A 17853-nucleotide genomic window follows, 5' to 3' on the forward strand; every position below is an offset into this window, starting at 1 on the left:
AATGATCCCTGAATTAGGCCAATTCGCACTTATAGCCGCGCTTGCGCTATCGGTGCTGGCCAGCATTTACCCATTGTATGGTGCCACTGTTGGCAACCAAGCAATGATGCGTATGGCACGTCCACTGTCTTACGGAATATTCGGCATGCTTGCATTGTCGTTTGGTATTTTGAGCTGGTCGTTCTATAGCAATGATTTTACGGTAGCGTATGTTGCCAGTAACTCAACCAGTTTACTGCCATGGTATTACCGTTTAACCGCAGTATGGGGCGGCCATGAAGGTTCATTAATGCTATGGGTGCTTATTCAAGCTGGTTGGGCTGCAGCTGTTGCTCGATTTAGCCGCGGTATGCCGATAGAAGCTGTGGCGCGTGTACTTTCCGTGATGGGCATGGTAGCAGTGGGTTTCTTACTGTTTATTATCATTACGTCGAATCCATTTTTACGCACATTGCCAGATTTTCCGGTACAAGGTCGTGATCTAAATCCGTTATTGCAAGATCCGGGTTTGATTGTCCACCCACCAATGTTGTACATGGGTTATGTAGGTTTCTCGGTTGCATTCTCATTTGCTATTGCATCATTAATGACAGGTCGTTTGGATACGGCTTGGGCTCGTTGGTCGCGTCCTTGGACAATTGCTGCATGGTCATTTCTAACCTTAGGTATCGCACTAGGCTCATGGTGGGCTTACTACGAACTTGGCTGGGGCGGCTGGTGGTTCTGGGATCCAGTTGAAAACGCATCACTAATGCCATGGCTTGCGGGTACGGCATTAATGCACTCACTGTCAGTAACTGAAAAACGCGGTACTTTTAAAGCGTGGACAGTATTACTGGCAATTTCTGCATTCTCATTAAGTTTATTAGGTACGTTCTTAGTACGTTCTGGCGTATTGGTTTCTGTGCACGCATTTGCATCAGATCCATCGCGCGGTATGTTTATTCTTGGCTTCTTAGTGGTGGTTATTGGTGGTTCATTACTACTTTATGCACTACGTGGTGGTCAAATTCGTTCTCGTGGTAACTACGCGCTGTTCTCGCGTGAGAACTTCTTGCTAGCAAACAACTTGTTATTAGTTGCTGCATTGTTGGTAGTACTGATTGGTACGCTATTACCGTTAGTTCATAAACAATTAGGTTTAGGCTCAGTATCGATTGGCGAACCGTTCTTTAATACGCTATTTACGTGGTTAATGGTGCCATTCTCATTCTTAATGGGTGTGGGACCACTGGTACGCTGGAAGCGTGATAATTTTGCTTCAATTGCAAAGCCAATGTTATGGAGTGCGCTATTTACGGTACCATTCTCATTCTTGGCAATTTACTTAACCGCAAGCGTTGTTGAGCCATTAGCCGTTGTTGGTGTCATGATGGCGGTGTGGATCATTGTTCTTCACCTTGTTGAAATCTACCGTCGTGCAACGCATCGTCATCCTTTCCTTGAAGGTTTAGGAAAGTTAGGACGAAGCCATTGGGCAATGATGCTAGGTCACCTTGGTTTAGCTGTAGCAATTATTGGTATGACATTAGTATCGAACTACGGTATTGAACGTGATTTACGTTTATCACCAGGGCAGTCAGTGAACGTTAAAGGTTATGATTTCCACTTTGCAGGTTTACGCGATGCAGATGGTCCTAACTATGATGGCTATGTGGCTGACTTTGAAATTAGTCGTCGTGGTATCGATATTACTACTCTGCATGCTGAAAAGCGTTTCTATACTGTTGCTGGTTCAATGATGACTGAAGCGGCAATTGATAGTGGCTTTACTCGTGACCTTTATGTTGCAATGGGTGAGCGTTTAGGTAATGACGGTGCATGGGCTGTGCGAATCTATTACAAGCCATTTGTTAACTGGATGTGGATGGGTGCGTTCTTAATGGCGCTTGGCGGTGCTTTTGCTATCAGTGATAAGCGTTATCGGTTCCGTAAGCCTGCTAATATTGCTGCGAATGACAAAAAATCAGAGGCGAAGCTAACTAATGAATAAGAAGCTATTATTTATTCCTTTAGTGTTGTTTTTAGGGTTAGTTGTGATGTTTATGGTCCAATTAACTCGTAACGCAGCGGGTGACGATCCGACAAAACTTGAATCAGTACTGGTAGGTAAACCTGTACCTGCATTTAAGTTAGAAGATTTGTTTGAGCCAGGTAAGGAATACCAGCAAACGATTTTTAAAGGTCAACCACTGTTGCTTAATGTATGGGCAACCTGGTGTCCAACCTGTCAAGCTGAACACCAATATCTTAATACGCTTGCTGATCAAGGGGTGAAGATCATTGGTCTAAATTATAAAGATCAGCGACCTAAAGCGATTCGATGGCTCAAAGAGCTGGGTAATCCTTATATGATCTCCTTGTTTGATGGCAATGGTATGTTAGGGATGGATCTTGGCGTTTATGGCGCACCTGAAACATTCTTAATTGACGCTAATGGCATTATTCGTTATCGCCATGTGGGTGATGTTAATCCAGAAAACTGGAACAAAACTCTCAAGCCTTTGTATGAAAAAATGCTAGCGGAAGCGAAAGCAAACAATACCAAAGCGGAGGTTAAAGCATAATGAAACGTTTTTTTGCTTTAATTTTTGCACTTGGACTGACGTTTTCGATGGTAGCACCTGCATTAGCTGCTATTGATGTGTACGATTTTAAAAATCCAGCACAAGAAAAACAGTTTCAAGAACTGACAGAGACTTTACGTTGTCCTAAATGTCAAAATAACAGCATCGCCGATTCTAATGCGACTTTAGCAGAAGATATGCGCATGAAAACTTACGAGCTGTTAAAAGAAGGCAAAACTAATCAACAAGTCATTGATTATATGATTGCACGTTACGGTAATTTCGTAACTTATGATCCAGCAGTGACAGCATCAACCATGATTTTATGGGCTGGCCCAATTGGGTTTATTGTGATTGGTTTTACTATCTTAGTTTATCGTTCACGCAAAAAAAGTGAGCTAACTAAAGATCAGCCTCTTGATGAAGTTGAATCGGAACGTTTACAGGGGTTGTTAGCTGAAATGGCGCAGCAAGATACTGAAACAACCAATAAGACGAAGGTAACTAAATGACCCTGTTTTGGATTTTAACCGCTGTTTTGGTTTTAATTTCTATCGCTATCTTTGTGATCCCGATGTATGTCGGTAAAGAATATGACGATGAAGCTAGCCGAGATGAGCTTAATAAAGCTTTCTTTAAAGATCGTATTCATGAGCTTGAAGAAGAATCGCAAGAAGGTTTAGTCGATAACCAACAAGAAATGGTGACAGACTTACAACAAACATTACTGGATGATTTGCCTGTTACTGAAAAGAAACAAGCGACTTATGTTAGCCCCGCGATGGTTGTACCTGGTCTGATTTTGATTGTTGGTATTTGTTACGGTGTTTATGGCGCAGTCGGTAGTAGTGCTAAAGTTGAAGCATGGCACCAAGCTATGAATCGCTTACCAGAGCTAACGCAACGTTTAATGGGCGATAATGCGTCTAATGAACCATTATCAGATCAAGACATGTCAGATCTTACTTTGGCATTAAGAACGAAATTGCACAAAGATGGTGATGATCCTATGGGATGGTTACTATTAGGTCGTATTGCTATTGCAAACCGCGATGGTGCAACGGCTGAAATGGCAATGAAACGTGCTTATGATCTTAACCCGGTTGATACTGACATTCGCTTAGGTTACGCACAAACATTAATGCTAAGTGGACAGCCTGGTCAAAGTGAACTTGCTCGCCAGCTTTTACGTCAAGTTATCAAAAGTGATCACACTAACGTTCAAGCTTTATCATTATTAGCATTTGATGCGTTTGAGCAGAAAAACTACCAGCAAGCAGTTGATTATTGGACAATGATGAAAATACTTATCGGTCCTAAAGATTCACGTACACCAATGCTTACTCGCAGTATCGAGCGTGCGAAATTGCGTATTGCAGATGGCGATGCTTCAAAGGTTGCACCCGATCCAACCGCAATCGATGAAACAACAACACAATCTGAAACGCAAAATGCCGATACAGCAAAGCAGGTTACTGCTACTATAGCGCTAGGTAAAAACGTGGTGTTGCCAAAGCAAGGTAATATTATAATTTCGGTGCATGATGCAGATGGTTCGCCAATGCCAATTGCAGCGGTAAAATTACCGTTGTCGACGAAGTTCCCATTAACGATTACGTTAACAGATAAAGACAGCATGATTCCACAGCGTCAGCTATCATCACTATCAGAGATGATCATTAAAGCGCGTGTGGATAGCGACGGTAACGTGATGACCAAACAAGGTGATTGGTACGGTCAAAGTAGCCAAACTCCTCTGGGTGGAGAAACAGCGTTTATCATTAATAAGCAATATTAACTAATTAATTGCTAAAATGAATAAAACAGGCTGAATATCAATGTTCAGCCTGTTTTTTATTAGGTGTATGTTTTGAAGAAAAATCTATTACTGATAATTTTTTTAAGCCTTGGCATTGTGGGGTGCGCACAGTCTCCCGATAAAGCCAGTGAGCAAACAGTTTCAGCCAATGTGACTGATCATATTGATGGTGATAACGCGGCCGCAACGGCAGTATATGATCCGTTTGAAAGCTTTAACCGAGCAATGTGGGATTTTAACTTTAATTATGTAGATCCGTATGTAGCACGTCCAGTGTCACTTGCTTATGTGAACTATACGCCTTCTTTTGCGCGTACAGGTATTACTAATTTTTTATCAAATCTTGATGAGCCTGCAGGGATGGTGAATAGCCTGCTAACACTGCATGGCAAAGATGCGCTAACCCATTTTAACCGCTTTTGGATTAATACTGTTTTTGGTTTAGCGGGTCTGATTGATATTGCATCAGCAGCCGATATTAATAAAGTTCAAGATCGTGATTTTGGTGATACGCTAGGTTATTACGGCGTGGGTAACGGGCCATATTTAATGTTGCCTGTTTATGGACCAATCACATTTAGAGGTTTTACAGATTCGGTTGATGATCTGTATTTCCCGTTGAATTTAATTAATTTCTGGGAAGGCTTAGGTAAGTGGATCTTTGAGGGTATGGAAGATCGTGCGGCTTTAGTGAACCAAGAATCAATGCTAAATAACTCACCTGATCCTTATCTGTTTACTCGCGATGCGTATATTCAGTATAAGAACTTCACCGCCAGTGACGGTAAAGTGAGTGAGCAAGCGACAGGTGATACATTTGATGATAGTTATTTAGATGAAATTGATAGCGATTAATTTTATTGATTAACTATGCTCTATAAAAAGACCGCCATAATAGGCGGTCTTTTTGTGTGTGGCTAATAGCGGATCAAATTAGAAACGGTAACTAGCTTGAACACCTGCTAACCAAATGTGGCCTGATGTTTGACCTTCAAACTTACCTAATATTGGCATGTCTTTTTCTTGCTCAAGCATGTGGGCTTTTTTAGCAAAAATATAAGTAAAACCAGCGTCTAAGGTTAGATTTTCAGACCATGCGTAGCCTGCACCAACACTTAACCAAGTACGATCAGTTTCAGGAATGGTTTGCGTACGATTAGCTTCATCAACCGCAGAGGTGTCATAGGCAATACCAGAACGTAAAACTAGCTTATTGGTCGCTTGGTAAGTGGTACCAATAGCAAAGCGGTAGTTATCCTTCCAATTTTCTGGTTTGATATCTACAGGGCCATTAAGATCTGGAATATTGGCTTCTAGTTTTTCAAATGCACTCCAATCGGTCCAGTTAACACTCGCATGCACTGCCCACTGATCATTTAATTGGTGGAAGCTAGCAATTTCAGCTGATGCTGGTAACTCAATCGGTAATGAGCCGGCATATTGTGTTTTAGGCAGTTTATGTTGAGCTAATGATTTTAAATCAAAACCAAGACCATTAGCGTGGCCTTCAAGGTTGAGTTTAACCGCCGACTGGTAACTAATACCGATACGGTTATTGGCATCTATTTGCCATACTGCACCTGCTTGCCAGCCCCATGCATTATCTTCACCTTCCATGTATTTAAGGTGCTGACCTTTATTGATCATATTCGGTATAGTAATTGGGCTTGCTGCACCAAAGTGACCTGTTGCCATTACATAACGTACACCAGCGCCAACGCTGAATTGATCGTTAATTTTGTAACCAAGGTTAGGGTTGATTTCAACTGTATGTACATCTGCTTGATTACCAAACATCGATGCTTTGAAATCAGTACCTAGATCGGTACGCATGCCAAAGTGAGTACCAACGGCTAAACCAATGGTGGCTTTATCGGTTAATGGACGAGAGAAATAAAAGTTAGGAATAACCGCACTGTTAGCAAAGTCAGCTGAATTGGTTTTACCCAGAGTTGAGTGTGAACCTGCAATATCAATATTAGGATCAACATAAATTGCACCAGCAGAAACTTGAATGCCTTTTAAATACGTTAGCATCGCAGGGTTACGGAATTGGGCGCTAGCATTATCAGCCATTGCAGCTTCACCCGCAAAAGCACGACCTAGACCTGTTGCTGAATATTCAGCTAACTGAAAACCTGCGGCAGAAGCTTGGCTGCTGATGCCGACAGTTGCGGTAATGGCTAAGGCTAGAGTGATTTTATTTTTATGCATGGTATAAAAAACTTATTGTTGATCGAAATAATAAGCTAAATGATACCCGCAGCAATAAAGTGCGTTAAAAATTATCTTATAAAAGCGAGTCATTAAGTGTTTTATACTTCAAATATTTAATATTGAAGTTTTTTATCGGGTGTTGTTTGTGCGATAAATGACAGGAGCTGAAATTTGAGCGTACACTTGTACGAAAAATAAAATAAATAAATTTGTTATAACTATGACTGATTGCTATTTATTATGCGATTTTTTAGGGCGTTAGTGAGTGGAAATGCATTGATTGATATTTTTTCGATATAAAAAAGAAGCCACCGCGGCTTCTTTTTTAGAAGAAGTAATCAGTGTACGCTCAAATTAGAATGAACGGCTGTACTGTAGACCATATAACCAAGCATTAGCACGAGTGGTTGCAGCAACTGATGTACTCACGCCAGGTAGTAATGGCTGAGTTTCATTTACCTTAACATCTTCACCGATTAAGTAGGTCAGACCGAAATCAATAGTTGATTTGCTGTCAAGGTGGTAGCTAAAGCCGCCTGATAACCAGTTACGATCAGAATCTGGTACTGAAATTGATGTTAACTTACCTTGAGCACTGGTGTCATGCATGTAACCCGCACGTAATGTCCAATCGTTGTTGAGGTAATAAGTACCACCAACAGAGTAGTGCCAGCTATCTTGCCATTGGTAAGGCTTAGTAAAAGAGTCACCCGTTGTGGCTAAATTATCAAACTCACTCCAACGGATCCATTGCACACTGTAATGCACTGCAAATTTATCGTTAAGCTTGTTAAAGCCAGAAAACTCAACCATATCAGGTAATGGCATGATGAGTTTTTCATTACTTAGGTTGTCGCCTTTATAATGAATATCGCCTTTTGCTTTTAGTGTTGGGCTATAACGGTAAGATAAACCAAAACGGTTATTTTGATTGTATTCATAAATAGCACCAAGGTTGTAACCTAATGCAATACCATCAGCATCGATATTCAGTGCTTGTGCATTACCACGTTGCAGTTTACCGCTACCATGAATAATGTCTAAACCACCACCCACGCTAAAGTGTTGGTTGATGCGGTAAGCAGCACTTAGTCCTAAGTTAACGCTTTTAACATCAGTTAAACCACCGAAAAGATCGGCTTTATAACCGTCTTTAAATTCAGTTTTAGTACCAAAGTTTGAATACAGCGAAGCACCTACAGAAAATTTATCGTTAATCGGTTGAATGTAGTAGATGTTTGGTGCGTAGCTAGTGCCACCAATAGATGCGTCAGCAATAGCAGTTGATGGCAATGTGTGGTTACCAATCGTCATTGCACTTTCAGTGTTTTTAACATGCACATCAGTATTGATAGCAATCACACCTAACGATAATGCAGGGGCATCAAACAGTGCCATTGATGCAGGGTTTTTAGCCATAGTTGATGCGTTATCTGCAATAACACCATCACCTGAGAATGCGCGACCAAGTCCGGTAGCTGATTGAGCATTCAGCTGAAAGCCGGCAGCCATTGTTTGTGACGATGCAACAGCGATAGCAACAGTAATTACTGAACGCGTGAATATCTGCTTCTTATTCATTTATGATTCCTGATCATGTATTTATATTTATTATTCCAGTCTATATATGACTGATTGGCGACGATTGTAGGGGGGGAAACGGTACTATCAAAGCTGACCAGTCATCTAGACAGTAAAAAATACGGTATAGCGAACATTTGAGTTCATTTGGTATCATTTTACGCTGATTTATTGCTGTTTTCGTTACAATTGGTACTATAAATCGCAGCTAAAAATCGATACTTAATTACCAATATCGAATTTTTAGCTGGATATCGAAGGGATTTATTGAGCTAGATTTGCCAATAGAGCTCAGATTTGAGTTTTTCGGCGATTGGCATCAGCTTTTCACCTTTGTCACCCACCACAATTAAGCTAGCATCTTGCAGAGGTAATAATAAACTTTGATTAGTACTGTCGCTATCTGTCGCCATTTGTGAACTTGTTTGCGGCACGATAAAGACCGTCATTTTTCCTTTATCTGTACCTACAACCATATGCAAAGCTCGGTTGCCATCAAAACCACAATAATTAAGATAATAAATATGGCCAGGTAGTTGATTCATACTGGTACCAAAAGGTTTCAATTTTGCATTAACTTGCTGCAAGGTTACCGCTTCATCGGTGTGGTTAACAAATTGCGCTTCAGCGTTTACGTGCTGTAAAGCGATACTAGACATTGATGCTGGAGTATAGACGTGTTGCGTAGGGGGCAAAGGAGAAAAATGATATTGTTGTCCTACGATTACCCCGATCATAAACATCACTGATGCTGCCAATCCGTATGAAATATAACGCTTATAATGAGATTGTTTTGGTGGTTGTGCCTGACTTGATTGATGAAATAGAATCCTATCAGCAAGGTTATTGGGTATCTCAACCTTCAAGGCTTGTTTTAATTGTTGATCTAACTGTTGCAATTCATTAGAGAAATGACGATTAGCGGTGGACTGATTTTTGGTTTTAATCAGTTCTGGATTATTATCATTAGGATCAGCCAGTAAGCGGCGACGAAATTCTAGATCATCCATTATGATTCCCCCGTTGAGTCGGTTTTTTTTCGAGTTGTTCTTTTAATTGATTACGAGCACGAAATAGCCGTGTCATTACCGTATTGCGATTAAGATTTAGAATCCCTGCGATTTCATCACCGTTAAACCCTGCCATCACTTGTAGAATCAGCGGTTCTCGATATTCAGGTGTTAGTTTCATGATTAATCGCTGTAATAAATATTGTTCGGTGTCCATTTCAACGCTGGGATTAGTGTCTGCAATATGATGATCATCAATATCCACTAAATCAAATTGTTTGCGTTCAAATCGACGTGCATTCTCACGCCGTAGAATAGTGATTAGCCATGCTTTGGCTGCGTTATCATCTTGTAAGTTATCAAGTGATTTCCAGGCGCGCAGACATGTTTCTTGCACTAAATCTTCGGCAATATGAGGGTCGTGGCATAGCCAATAAGCATAGCGATATAAATCTTGATGCCACGCTCTAACAAGTGCTTCATAACGTTTTTGTTTGTTCATATTTAAACAGACCGAGGCAGAAGACTTTTTGTTTCTAAAAATATTTTTTATCATTGATGTGCCTGTTTAGCGTTATTGCATCAATAAACGATGCCATCTGATAACTTTTAAGTAATGTCTGTGTTTTTTTGTGTTTTAGACTCTATAAACCGCACTAAAATTGATCTGGTTCAAATTCTGTTTTTAACGGTAGGTTATAGTTGTCGCGTCATCTGATGGTTGAAATTATTATTAGGTCTATGACTTAATAATAGTTAACACCATCTGTTGAGCAAGATGACAACTTCCTTTTGAAGGCTGACTTTACTTTCTCCTATCAGGTTTTTCCTGATTTGCAATTGGCTTTATGTTAATTGATTATTTTATTACGTTGATTGATTATTTTCGGCGTGAATTCTAACCATACCTACGGGTGTGGTTTTTTTTTGCCTAAATATTGAGTGGCGATTATTTTTATTATCAATCCTACATAGAAATAGCATTGGTTGTTTTTATATTACAACCGTTGTTAATGTCGATATTTTTTACTTAAAAAACCATTTAATAATCATATTTAAACAAAAGCTTTATTTTTATAACTTTATAGTTACAATTGTGTGGTCTGACCTTGATTTAAAGGTTAATTATAATTGTGACAAGGAGTTGCGATGTCGGGTCTTCAAAATATCACCACACGTAACGGTGAACGTATTGCTATTGTTAGTGGATTACGGACACCATTCGCACGTCAATCAACAGTCTTTGAGCGTTTATCTGCCCTTGATTTAGGCAAAATAGCCGTTAATGAAATGCTGCAAGTTGCTGATTTTGATCCGCAGTTAATTGAACAAGTTGTATTTGGTCAGGTCGTACAAACACCTGAAGTCCCGAATATTGCTCGTGAAATTGTACTGGGTACCGGTATGAACATTCATACCGATGCTTATAGTGTAACCCGTGCTTGCGCAACCAGTTTTCAGGCGGCAGTTAATGTCACTGAAAGTATTATGGCAGGGACGATTGATATTGGTATCGCAGGTGGTGCTGATTCAACCTCTTTGTTACCGATTGGCGTTAGTAAAAAAATGGCAGCGACATTACTTGCACTAAGTAAAGCCAAAACCATGCCTGCTCGATTGAAGTTAATCAGTGCATTAGGGGTGAAAGATTTAATGCCTGTTCCTCCTGCTGTTGCCGAATATTCGACCGGCCTAAGTATGGGTCAAACCGCAGAGCAAATGGCAAAAAGTCACGCCATTAGTCGCGAAGAGCAAGATGCCTTTGCCCACCGTTCACATATTTTAGCAGCGCAAGCATGGCGTGATGGTTTACTGACTAATGAAGTCATGACCGCATTTCCAGCCCCTTATCAACAATGGCTTGCTCAAGATAATAATATTCGTCAAGACTCCACATTGGCAGCATACGCCAAACTTAATCCGGCTTTTGATCATTTGTATGGCAGTGTTACTGCAGCAAACTCGACCCCATTAACCGATGGCGCTGCGGCGATATTGTTGATGCGTGAAGGGCGAGCTAAAGCATTAGGCTTAACTCCGCTCGGCTATATTCGTTCTTATGCTTTTGCTGCGATTGATGTTGTTGAAGATATGCTAATGGGGCCCGCTTATGCGAGCCCACTGGCACTTGAACGCGCAGGATTAAACTTAACTGATTTAACTCTGATTGATATGCATGAGGCTTTTGCTGCGCAAACTTTAGCCAACGTTAAAATGTTTGGCTCTAACCGCTTTGCCAAGCAAAAATTAGGTCGGGATCATGCCATTGGTGACATTGATATGGATAAATTTAATGTGCTTGGTGGTTCGATTGCTTATGGGCACCCATTTGCAGCCACTGGTGCAAGAATGATCACTCAAACGTTACATGAATTAAAACGGCGTGGTGGTGGTTTTGCATTAAATACCGCCTGTGCAGCAGGTGGTCTTGGCGCAGCAATGATTTTGGAGGCAGAATAATGACTCAATCAGCATTTAGTTTATCGTTTGGTGATAATGGCATTGGTTGGCTTAAAATTGATGTTGCCAATGAAAAAATGAATACACTGCAAGCCGCTTTTGCTGATCAAATCAGTGCAGTGTTAACACAATTAAGTACCCATACTGATCTTAAAGGGTTAGTGGTGTATTCCGGTAAAGCCGACAATTTTATTGCAGGTGCAGATATTAATATGTTGGCTAACTGCGAAACCGCCGCTGAAGCCGAAGCTTTAGCTATTAAGGGCCAACAGCTGTTTTCTGCATTAGAAGACTTACCAATTCACGTTGTGGCAGCTATTCACGGACCGTGTTTAGGCGGTGGGTTAGAGCTTGCTTTAGCGTGTCATAGCCGTATTTGTAGCGATGATCCAATAACCCGTCTTGGTTTGCCAGAAGTGCAATTAGGCTTATTACCGGGTTCTGGTGGTACTCAACGTTTACCGCGCCTGATTGGTGTCGCACATAGTTTAGAGTTGATCCTAACCGGTAAACAACTTCGCGCCAAACAAGCATTGAAAAAAGGGCTGGTTGATCAAATGGTTCCGCAAAGTATTTTATTATACGCCGCGGAGCAAGTTGCGTTAACGCCAAAACCGATACGTTCTCATTCATTTCAAGATTGGGCGATGGCGGGTAATGCTTTTGGCCGCAGTGTAGTGTTTGAGCAAGCCACTAAAAAAGCCCAACAAAAAGCGCGCGGTTGTTATCCTGCCATTGATGCGATTTTAGATACGGTAAAATACGGTTTAGAAAAAGGTATTGAGCAAGGGTTAGAGCAAGAAGCTAAGGTATTTGGTGAGTTAGTGATGACCGCTGAATCGCGTGCATTACGGAATATCTTCTTTGCGACTACTGCAATGAAAAAAGAACTGGGCGCAGCGGCTAAACCCAACCCAATTAATCGAGTCGCAATACTTGGTGGCGGTTTAATGGGTGGAGGTATTGCGCATGTATCGGCAATTAAAGCCGGCTATGCGGTGCGAATTAAAGATATTACTAATGATGGGATTCAACATGCATTAGCGTACAACTACGCTATTTTGAATAAGCAACGTCAGCGACGCATTATTAGTAAGCCCCAACTACAACAGCAAATGTTACGTATTAGTGGCAGCATAGATTATCGCGGCGTGAAGCATGTTGATGTGGTGATTGAAGCGGTATTTGAAGATGTTGAACTTAAACAAAAGATGGTTCAAGAAATCGAAGTCAATACTTCAGAAAAGACCATTTTTGCTACTAACACATCGTCGATCCCGATTCATAAAATTGCTGAAAAGGCACAACGTCCTGAAAATGTTATTGGTTTACATTATTTCAGTCCGGTTGAAAAAATGCCGTTAGTTGAAGTTATTCCCCATGCAACAACGTCAGATTCGACGATTGCAACCGTAGTAGCATTAGCCAAAAAGCAAGGTAAAACCCCAATTGTAGTCGCGGATAAAGCCGGTTTTTACGTTAACCGTATTCTTGCGCCTTATATGAATGAAGCCGCGCAGCTATTATTGGCTGGTGAGCCGATTGAACATATTGATAACGCGTTACTTAACTTTGGCTTTCCTGTCGGGCCAATTACCCTACTTGATGAAGTTGGGGTCGATATCGGTGCCAAAATTAGTCCAATTTTAGCCGCTGAGCTAGGCGAACGTTTTGCTACACCAGCCATGTTTGAATGGTTACAGCAAGATGGCCGTAAGGGGCGTAAAAGTGGTAAAGGCTTCTATTTGTATAACACCAAAAATAAAGAAGTTGACAAATCGGTATATACCTTATTAGGGGTTGAGCCGCAGCAACAATTAACCGAAGTTGATATTGCAGTTCGTTGTACTCTAATGATGTTGAACGAAGCTGCACGTTGTTTAAATGAAGGGGTGATAAAATCAGCGCGAGATGGTGATATTGGCGCGATATTTGGTATCGGTTTTCCACCATTCCTTGGTGGACCATTTAGTTATATGGATCATTTAGGCATCGATTTAGTAGTCGATATGATGCGTGAATACAGCGATCTTTATGGTGAGCGTTTTGTACCTTGTGATTATTTGCTTGAGATGGCACAAGCCCAGCAACGGTTTTATTAAGCTGTTATAATCAACACTCACAAAAAAAGCCTGCTTTAATGCAGGCTTTTTGTGAGTGTTGATTAGCTGTAATGGAGAATGTTAAAAGGTACAGCGAATTAAACGGAAGCGAGACTCAAATAGCTTACCACGACAGAAATGATAGCTCACCGCAGCGACGACTAGCGCAATAAAGGTGTTAACGTGGCCAATAGTGATCAGTAGCAATGAAACTAATGCAATAAAGCAAAAGGCATAAAAAAAGATATCAATTTGGTTATGAGATAACGTAGCGGCGCAATGGGGACAAACAAAGTTATCTTCGTATGTATTTAGCTTGGGTGCATCTATTTCAATTTGGCAGTGCGGACATCGTTGAGTCACGGCGATCCTCTTCTAATCAATTTAATGCTATTTGCAATTAATGCCGTATGTCTCTGCAATAATGGCAATATGTTTATAATGATTATTATGCTTATGAGGACTGTTATTTAGCTACTGAAATGTTATGAAAGTGTTTTTTATCATAATAAAACTACTTAAATGTTAGCTGTTAAAATAAAACCCCATTCATTCAATATAAATAGGGTTTTTTATTTAGTAAGCGTTTTTCTGGAAAATTTCTATAGATTCAATCGGTTGACCTATGGTTAACGGCTCTGCACCTTGATGTGTTTTACCGGTGTAATACATTACCAGCCGATTTGCCGTTCTAGGTTTAACAGTATCAACAATAAACTTAATCATATCGGCACGGCTTAATTGTTTTAGCTTCTCAATCACTAATTGACGCTGATTAAAGTGCTCATCTTTATTACCAATGCTGACCCAGAATCGTTGTGCTCGCGCTCGAAGGTTAGTATCTGGTTCTGATATTTGTGCAATTAATCCTGTTTTGCTTGCTTGCCATTGGGCTTCATTAAGCTCTAAAAGCACCAACGCAAAGGCATTAGTAAAGTCATCAATGGCATCTGACAAGTAACTTGGCTCAGCGACTGGCGACTGAATATATAAGATCAATCCAGGGTGACGATTTAACGGTAAATTGCCTGTACCCACCATATAACCGAGTTGTTGCTTCGTACGTAATTCATGGAAAAACGTGGTCGACATTAAATGGTTTGCGAGGGTATAAATCGCAATTTTTTTGGGTGTTGTTTGGCGTGACTGGTAATACATTAAGATAGCCGAGTCTTCATGATTACAATCTAATTCATAAGTTAATGTACCGCTATTTTCTATATGCACTAATGGGCGTTGTGACTCACCATATAATTGGTCGGTGACGCGAAACGCATCTTTGAGTGTTTCAGCCAGTGCCAATGCATCTTTTTTAATCCAGTTACCATACACAAACGTATCAATATGCAGTTCTGCAAACATCGCTTCAACAAATGGCGGCAGTTGATCGATAGTAATGGTTTCTAGCGCTTCAATTAGGTGCGGATAAGGCGGGTTATTTGGCTGTAATAAGCCCGTTAATTGATTAAACAATTGTGAAATTGGTTTATCTTCCGCCGCATTACGCCAATTACGTAGCATTTGTGCTTTGATATTATCAAATCGTTGTTGGGTAAAATTACGGTTTTTAAAATGCTCTAAAATCAGCTGCATTAACTGTGGTTGTTTTTCACTAAATCCTGAAAGTTGCAGCGTTACGCCGCCTTGATGGGCATAAAGATTGTAAGACATGCCTGCAATTTCAGCAGGGTAAGCCGATTCATTGATAGCTTCTAATAGTAGCTCGACACACAACCGTGTTTTGACAATATTGGTAGTAGAACTTACCGCATGTGGGCTATCAATCGCGACATAAACAATGCCTTTTGGCACACGAAAATCATGTTCTTGTTTATGCCATAATCTAAACCCTGGCAGATCTTGAATTAATTGTGGTGGTAATTCAGATCCTGCCTCAAGGGCTAATGGCTCAAATTTTTCGCATAAATAAATATTAGGCTCAGGCAATAATAGCTCTGTATCAAGGCTAATATTGGTCCACATTTCTACTTGCTGTGCTGTGAATGGCGTTACTGAGTAAGGGGTATCATACCAAGCGGCGACGCGGTCGTAATGACCACCTTGTGCCACTAATGTAAGGCGCATATTACTGACGCTAAAATAGGCTAATAATTGCTCAAGTAAATCTTGATCGTAGCCTTCCATCATATAGTCGCCATAGATAATATCTTCGGCGTTGTAATGCAGCAGGTTCATGACTAAATAACTGACGGTATCAAGTGGACGGCTTTTCTCTTGATAACGAAATGCCATCTCTAGCACCGATTTCTTTTCTTGATAACGCCAACTGTTTAACCCTTGTTGCTTTATTAACGCAATGAAAGCAAACACACATTGTACGATTTCATCGGTGTGTTGCTGGCCTTTAGGGGTTAAATTTAAGCCTATGGTAAATTCACGGAAATTATTACCACTCACGCCACCGCCAGCGGTTAGGGTATTGATCAAGCCGCGCTGTTTCAAAATCGCCATTAAACTGCCGCTACCTTCATTACCCAGTAAATGGGCAAGGTAAGATAACGGCTTGATTTGATAGTGCTCGTCAACCGAAGGCATTGCAAACGATAATGTTAACTTACGCAATTCTTTAATAGGTTCAATTTGAATGAACTTCTGACACTCGTTTTCAGTAACAAATGGCACGTCGATTGCTACTTTTTTAGTGGTAGCATTAGGGATTTTACTAAAGAAATCTTGAGTGTAGTGCTCTAACTCATCCAGCGATTGTGGGCCTAATAGTACCAGTCCCATCACATCAGCAGAATAATGTTGATGATAGAAAGCCAATAAATCGTCACGCACTGATTGGCCATTACGGTCATCAAGGGTAGTCAGATCACCAACCGAGAACTTGGCAAAAGGGTGGGCTTGATTGATGGTTTCTTTTTGAACTTGATATAAACGACGTACATCGTCTTTTATTTTTAATTTGTATTCAGAATCAACAGCTTGACGTTCTTTATCAACCGCATCTTCATTAAATAATGGTGCGGTAAAAAATTGACCGAAACGATCTAAGCCCTCTTCAAAACCATGAGGACTGATTTCAAAGAAAAAGGTGGTGTTTTCAGTGCCAGTCCAAGCATTATTACTGCCGCCATTGCGGTTAATGAAAGTTTGGAATTCACCGATACGTGGGTATTTTTCAGTGCCAAGAAAGAGCATATGCTCAAGAAAATGCGCCATGCCTTGACGGTCGATGGGATCATCAAAGTGACCAATCTCGACTGACAATGCAGCAGCAGAGCGAGGCGCTTCAGCATCATGAACGAGCAGTACTCGAAGTTCGTTCGCTAAAGTAAGGTAGCGATACTGCTTATGATCGTTAGGGCTAGTATGCACAGGAAGAGCCTATTTTAGAGGGAATTAGAGTAAGTATGACGTTCAATATTAAGGCTGGCAAATTGAAGATGCGATTAGATGAAGTATAAGTCGCATTTTTGTTAACAAATTGATGAATTAGTCATTACTTAATCAATTAAGTCGTTAAATAGTAGGCTTAGCCACAGAATTAAAACTCTTTGGTTATACCAATAATCAAACCATGTAATAATGATCGACCCACTCCAACAAATAGCAGAGTGGCTATGGCGATTGTTTAACTGAGGTTATCGGAATATCTATGCAAATATATATTATGCGTCACGGCGAAGCCGAAAATTTTGCAGCCAGTGATGCTGAGCGCCCATTAACCGCGCGCGGTATTGCTCAATCACAGCAAATGGCGACATTACTCGCATCACATTTGAATGGCGAGTTGGATCATGTTTGGGTTAGTCCGTATTTACGTGCACAACAAACGTGGCAAGCAATGGCAAATACCTTACCGTCACCAATGCGAGTTGACAGTGTTGAGGATATTACGCCCTACGGTGATGCTGAAACAGTGGCTGAATATATTCAGGCCACCATTGAAACTGAGCAACCACAATCGTTATTATTTATTTCACATTTGCCAATAGTCGGCTATCTAACTGCAGAATTGGTCGCAGGTTTACAACCGCCAATGTTTTTAACTTCTGCGATTGCCGCGATTGACTATGATCCACAAACAGGAACCAGCACCTTGTTATGGCAACATCAACCTCATAAATAAT

General features: G+C 40.7%; 14 protein-coding genes. 8 read left to right on the forward strand and 6 right to left on the reverse strand.

What is annotated here, in order from left to right; genetic code table 11:
* Position 1: 1 nt before the first annotated feature.
* The 5 genes from BTN98_RS02390 to BTN98_RS02410 all read left to right on the forward strand — a co-directional run bounded on the left by BTN98_RS02390 (position 2) and on the right by BTN98_RS02410 (position 5241).
* Positions 2–1993: a heme lyase CcmF/NrfE family subunit gene (locus BTN98_RS02390; RefSeq protein WP_060997053.1), complete on the forward strand. Its 1992-nt coding sequence runs from the start codon at positions 2–4 to the stop codon at positions 1991–1993.
* The gene (locus tag BTN98_RS02395) at positions 1986–2567 is read left to right on the forward strand and encodes a DsbE family thiol:disulfide interchange protein (protein WP_060997052.1); all 582 of its coding nucleotides are present in this window, start codon (positions 1986–1988) and stop codon (positions 2565–2567) included. The genes BTN98_RS02390 and BTN98_RS02395 overlap by 8 nt, the downstream gene beginning before the upstream one ends.
* Positions 2567–3079, forward strand: a complete 513-nt coding sequence (locus tag BTN98_RS02400; protein WP_060997051.1) for a cytochrome c-type biogenesis protein — start codon at positions 2567–2569, stop codon at positions 3077–3079. The genes BTN98_RS02395 and BTN98_RS02400 overlap by 1 nt, the downstream gene beginning before the upstream one ends.
* Positions 3076–4365 carry a c-type cytochrome biogenesis protein CcmI gene (gene ccmI / locus BTN98_RS02405; RefSeq protein ID WP_060997050.1) on the forward strand — a complete coding sequence of 430 codons (1290 nt, stop codon included), beginning with the start codon at positions 3076–3078 and terminating at the stop codon, positions 4363–4365. Before BTN98_RS02400 ends, ccmI begins: the two co-directional genes overlap by 4 nt.
* 72 nt (positions 4366–4437) lie before the next feature.
* On the forward strand, positions 4438–5241 hold the full coding sequence (locus BTN98_RS02410) for an MlaA family lipoprotein (RefSeq protein ID WP_060997049.1): 804 nt from the start codon (positions 4438–4440) through the stop codon (positions 5239–5241).
* A 78-nt stretch (positions 5242–5319) separates the two neighbouring features.
* Here BTN98_RS02410 and BTN98_RS02415 read toward each other — a convergent pair whose 3' ends face one another.
* The 4 genes from BTN98_RS02415 to BTN98_RS02430 all read right to left on the reverse strand — a co-directional run bounded on the left by BTN98_RS02415 (position 5320) and on the right by BTN98_RS02430 (position 9750).
* Positions 5320–6600, reverse strand: a complete 1281-nt coding sequence (locus BTN98_RS02415; protein ID WP_060997048.1) for an outer membrane protein transport protein — start codon at positions 6598–6600, stop codon at positions 5320–5322.
* A 357-nt stretch (positions 6601–6957) separates the two neighbouring features.
* Positions 6958–8184, reverse strand: coding sequence for an outer membrane protein transport protein (locus BTN98_RS02420; RefSeq protein ID WP_060997047.1), 1227 nt, complete (start codon positions 8182–8184; stop codon positions 6958–6960).
* Between the two features lie 272 nt (positions 8185–8456).
* Complete coding sequence (locus BTN98_RS02425; protein WP_060997046.1) at positions 8457–9194, reverse strand: DUF3379 family protein; 738 nt, start codon at positions 9192–9194, stop codon at positions 8457–8459.
* A complete protein-coding gene (locus BTN98_RS02430; protein ID WP_060997045.1) occupies positions 9187–9750 on the reverse strand; it encodes a sigma-70 family RNA polymerase sigma factor in 564 nt (187 codons plus the stop codon). The genes BTN98_RS02425 and BTN98_RS02430 overlap by 8 nt, the downstream gene beginning before the upstream one ends.
* Positions 9751–10343: 593 nt before the next feature.
* On the opposite strand from BTN98_RS02430, the gene fadI reads away from it, so the two are divergent.
* Positions 10344–11654, forward strand: coding sequence for an acetyl-CoA C-acyltransferase FadI (fadI, locus tag BTN98_RS02435; RefSeq protein ID WP_060997044.1), 1311 nt, complete (start codon positions 10344–10346; stop codon positions 11652–11654).
* Entirely contained in the window at positions 11654–13756 is a 2103-nt protein-coding gene (fadJ, locus tag BTN98_RS02440; RefSeq protein ID WP_060997043.1) for a fatty acid oxidation complex subunit alpha FadJ, read from the forward strand. Before fadI ends, fadJ begins: the two co-directional genes overlap by 1 nt.
* An 81-nt stretch (positions 13757–13837) precedes the next feature.
* Here fadJ and BTN98_RS02445 read toward each other — a convergent pair whose 3' ends face one another.
* Both BTN98_RS02445 and BTN98_RS02450 read right to left on the reverse strand, forming a co-directional pair.
* Complete coding sequence (locus tag BTN98_RS02445) at positions 13838–14119, reverse strand: hypothetical protein (protein ID WP_060997042.1); 282 nt, start codon at positions 14117–14119, stop codon at positions 13838–13840.
* Between the two features lie 213 nt (positions 14120–14332).
* Positions 14333–17098, reverse strand: coding sequence for an insulinase family protein (locus BTN98_RS02450; RefSeq protein ID WP_060997041.1), 2766 nt, complete (start codon positions 17096–17098; stop codon positions 14333–14335).
* Positions 17099–17378: 280 nt separating this feature from the next.
* Here BTN98_RS02450 and sixA point away from each other — a divergent pair, with 280 nt between their 5' ends.
* Positions 17379–17852, forward strand: a complete 474-nt coding sequence (sixA, locus tag BTN98_RS02455) for a phosphohistidine phosphatase SixA (protein ID WP_060997040.1) — start codon at positions 17379–17381, stop codon at positions 17850–17852.
* Position 17853 lies beyond the last annotated feature (1 nt).

Origin of the sequence: Photobacterium aquimaris, assembly GCF_002954455.1 — a bacterium.
GTDB classification, from domain to species: domain Bacteria; phylum Pseudomonadota; class Gammaproteobacteria; order Enterobacterales; family Vibrionaceae; genus Photobacterium; species Photobacterium aquimaris.

Coding starts and splice junctions, on each gene's coding strand:
- BTN98_RS02400 (WP_060997051.1), top strand. CDS start 2,567: ATGAAACGTTTTTTTGCTTTAATTTTTGCACTTGGACTGACGTTTTCG.
- fadI (WP_060997044.1), top strand. CDS start 10,344: ATGTCGGGTCTTCAAAATATCACCACACGTAACGGTGAACGTATTGCT.
- BTN98_RS02390 (WP_060997053.1), top strand. CDS start 2: ATGATCCCTGAATTAGGCCAATTCGCACTTATAGCCGCGCTTGCGCTA.
- BTN98_RS02420 (WP_060997047.1), bottom strand. CDS start 8,184: ATGAATAAGAAGCAGATATTCACGCGTTCAGTAATTACTGTTGCTATC.
- BTN98_RS02430 (WP_060997045.1), bottom strand. CDS start 9,750: ATGATAAAAAATATTTTTAGAAACAAAAAGTCTTCTGCCTCGGTCTGT.
- sixA (WP_060997040.1), top strand. CDS start 17,379: ATGCAAATATATATTATGCGTCACGGCGAAGCCGAAAATTTTGCAGCC.
- BTN98_RS02395 (WP_060997052.1), top strand. CDS start 1,986: ATGAATAAGAAGCTATTATTTATTCCTTTAGTGTTGTTTTTAGGGTTA.
- fadJ (WP_060997043.1), top strand. CDS start 11,654: ATGACTCAATCAGCATTTAGTTTATCGTTTGGTGATAATGGCATTGGT.
- ccmI (WP_060997050.1), top strand. CDS start 3,076: ATGACCCTGTTTTGGATTTTAACCGCTGTTTTGGTTTTAATTTCTATC.
- BTN98_RS02415 (WP_060997048.1), bottom strand. CDS start 6,600: ATGCATAAAAATAAAATCACTCTAGCCTTAGCCATTACCGCAACTGTC.
- BTN98_RS02425 (WP_060997046.1), bottom strand. CDS start 9,194: ATGGATGATCTAGAATTTCGTCGCCGCTTACTGGCTGATCCTAATGAT.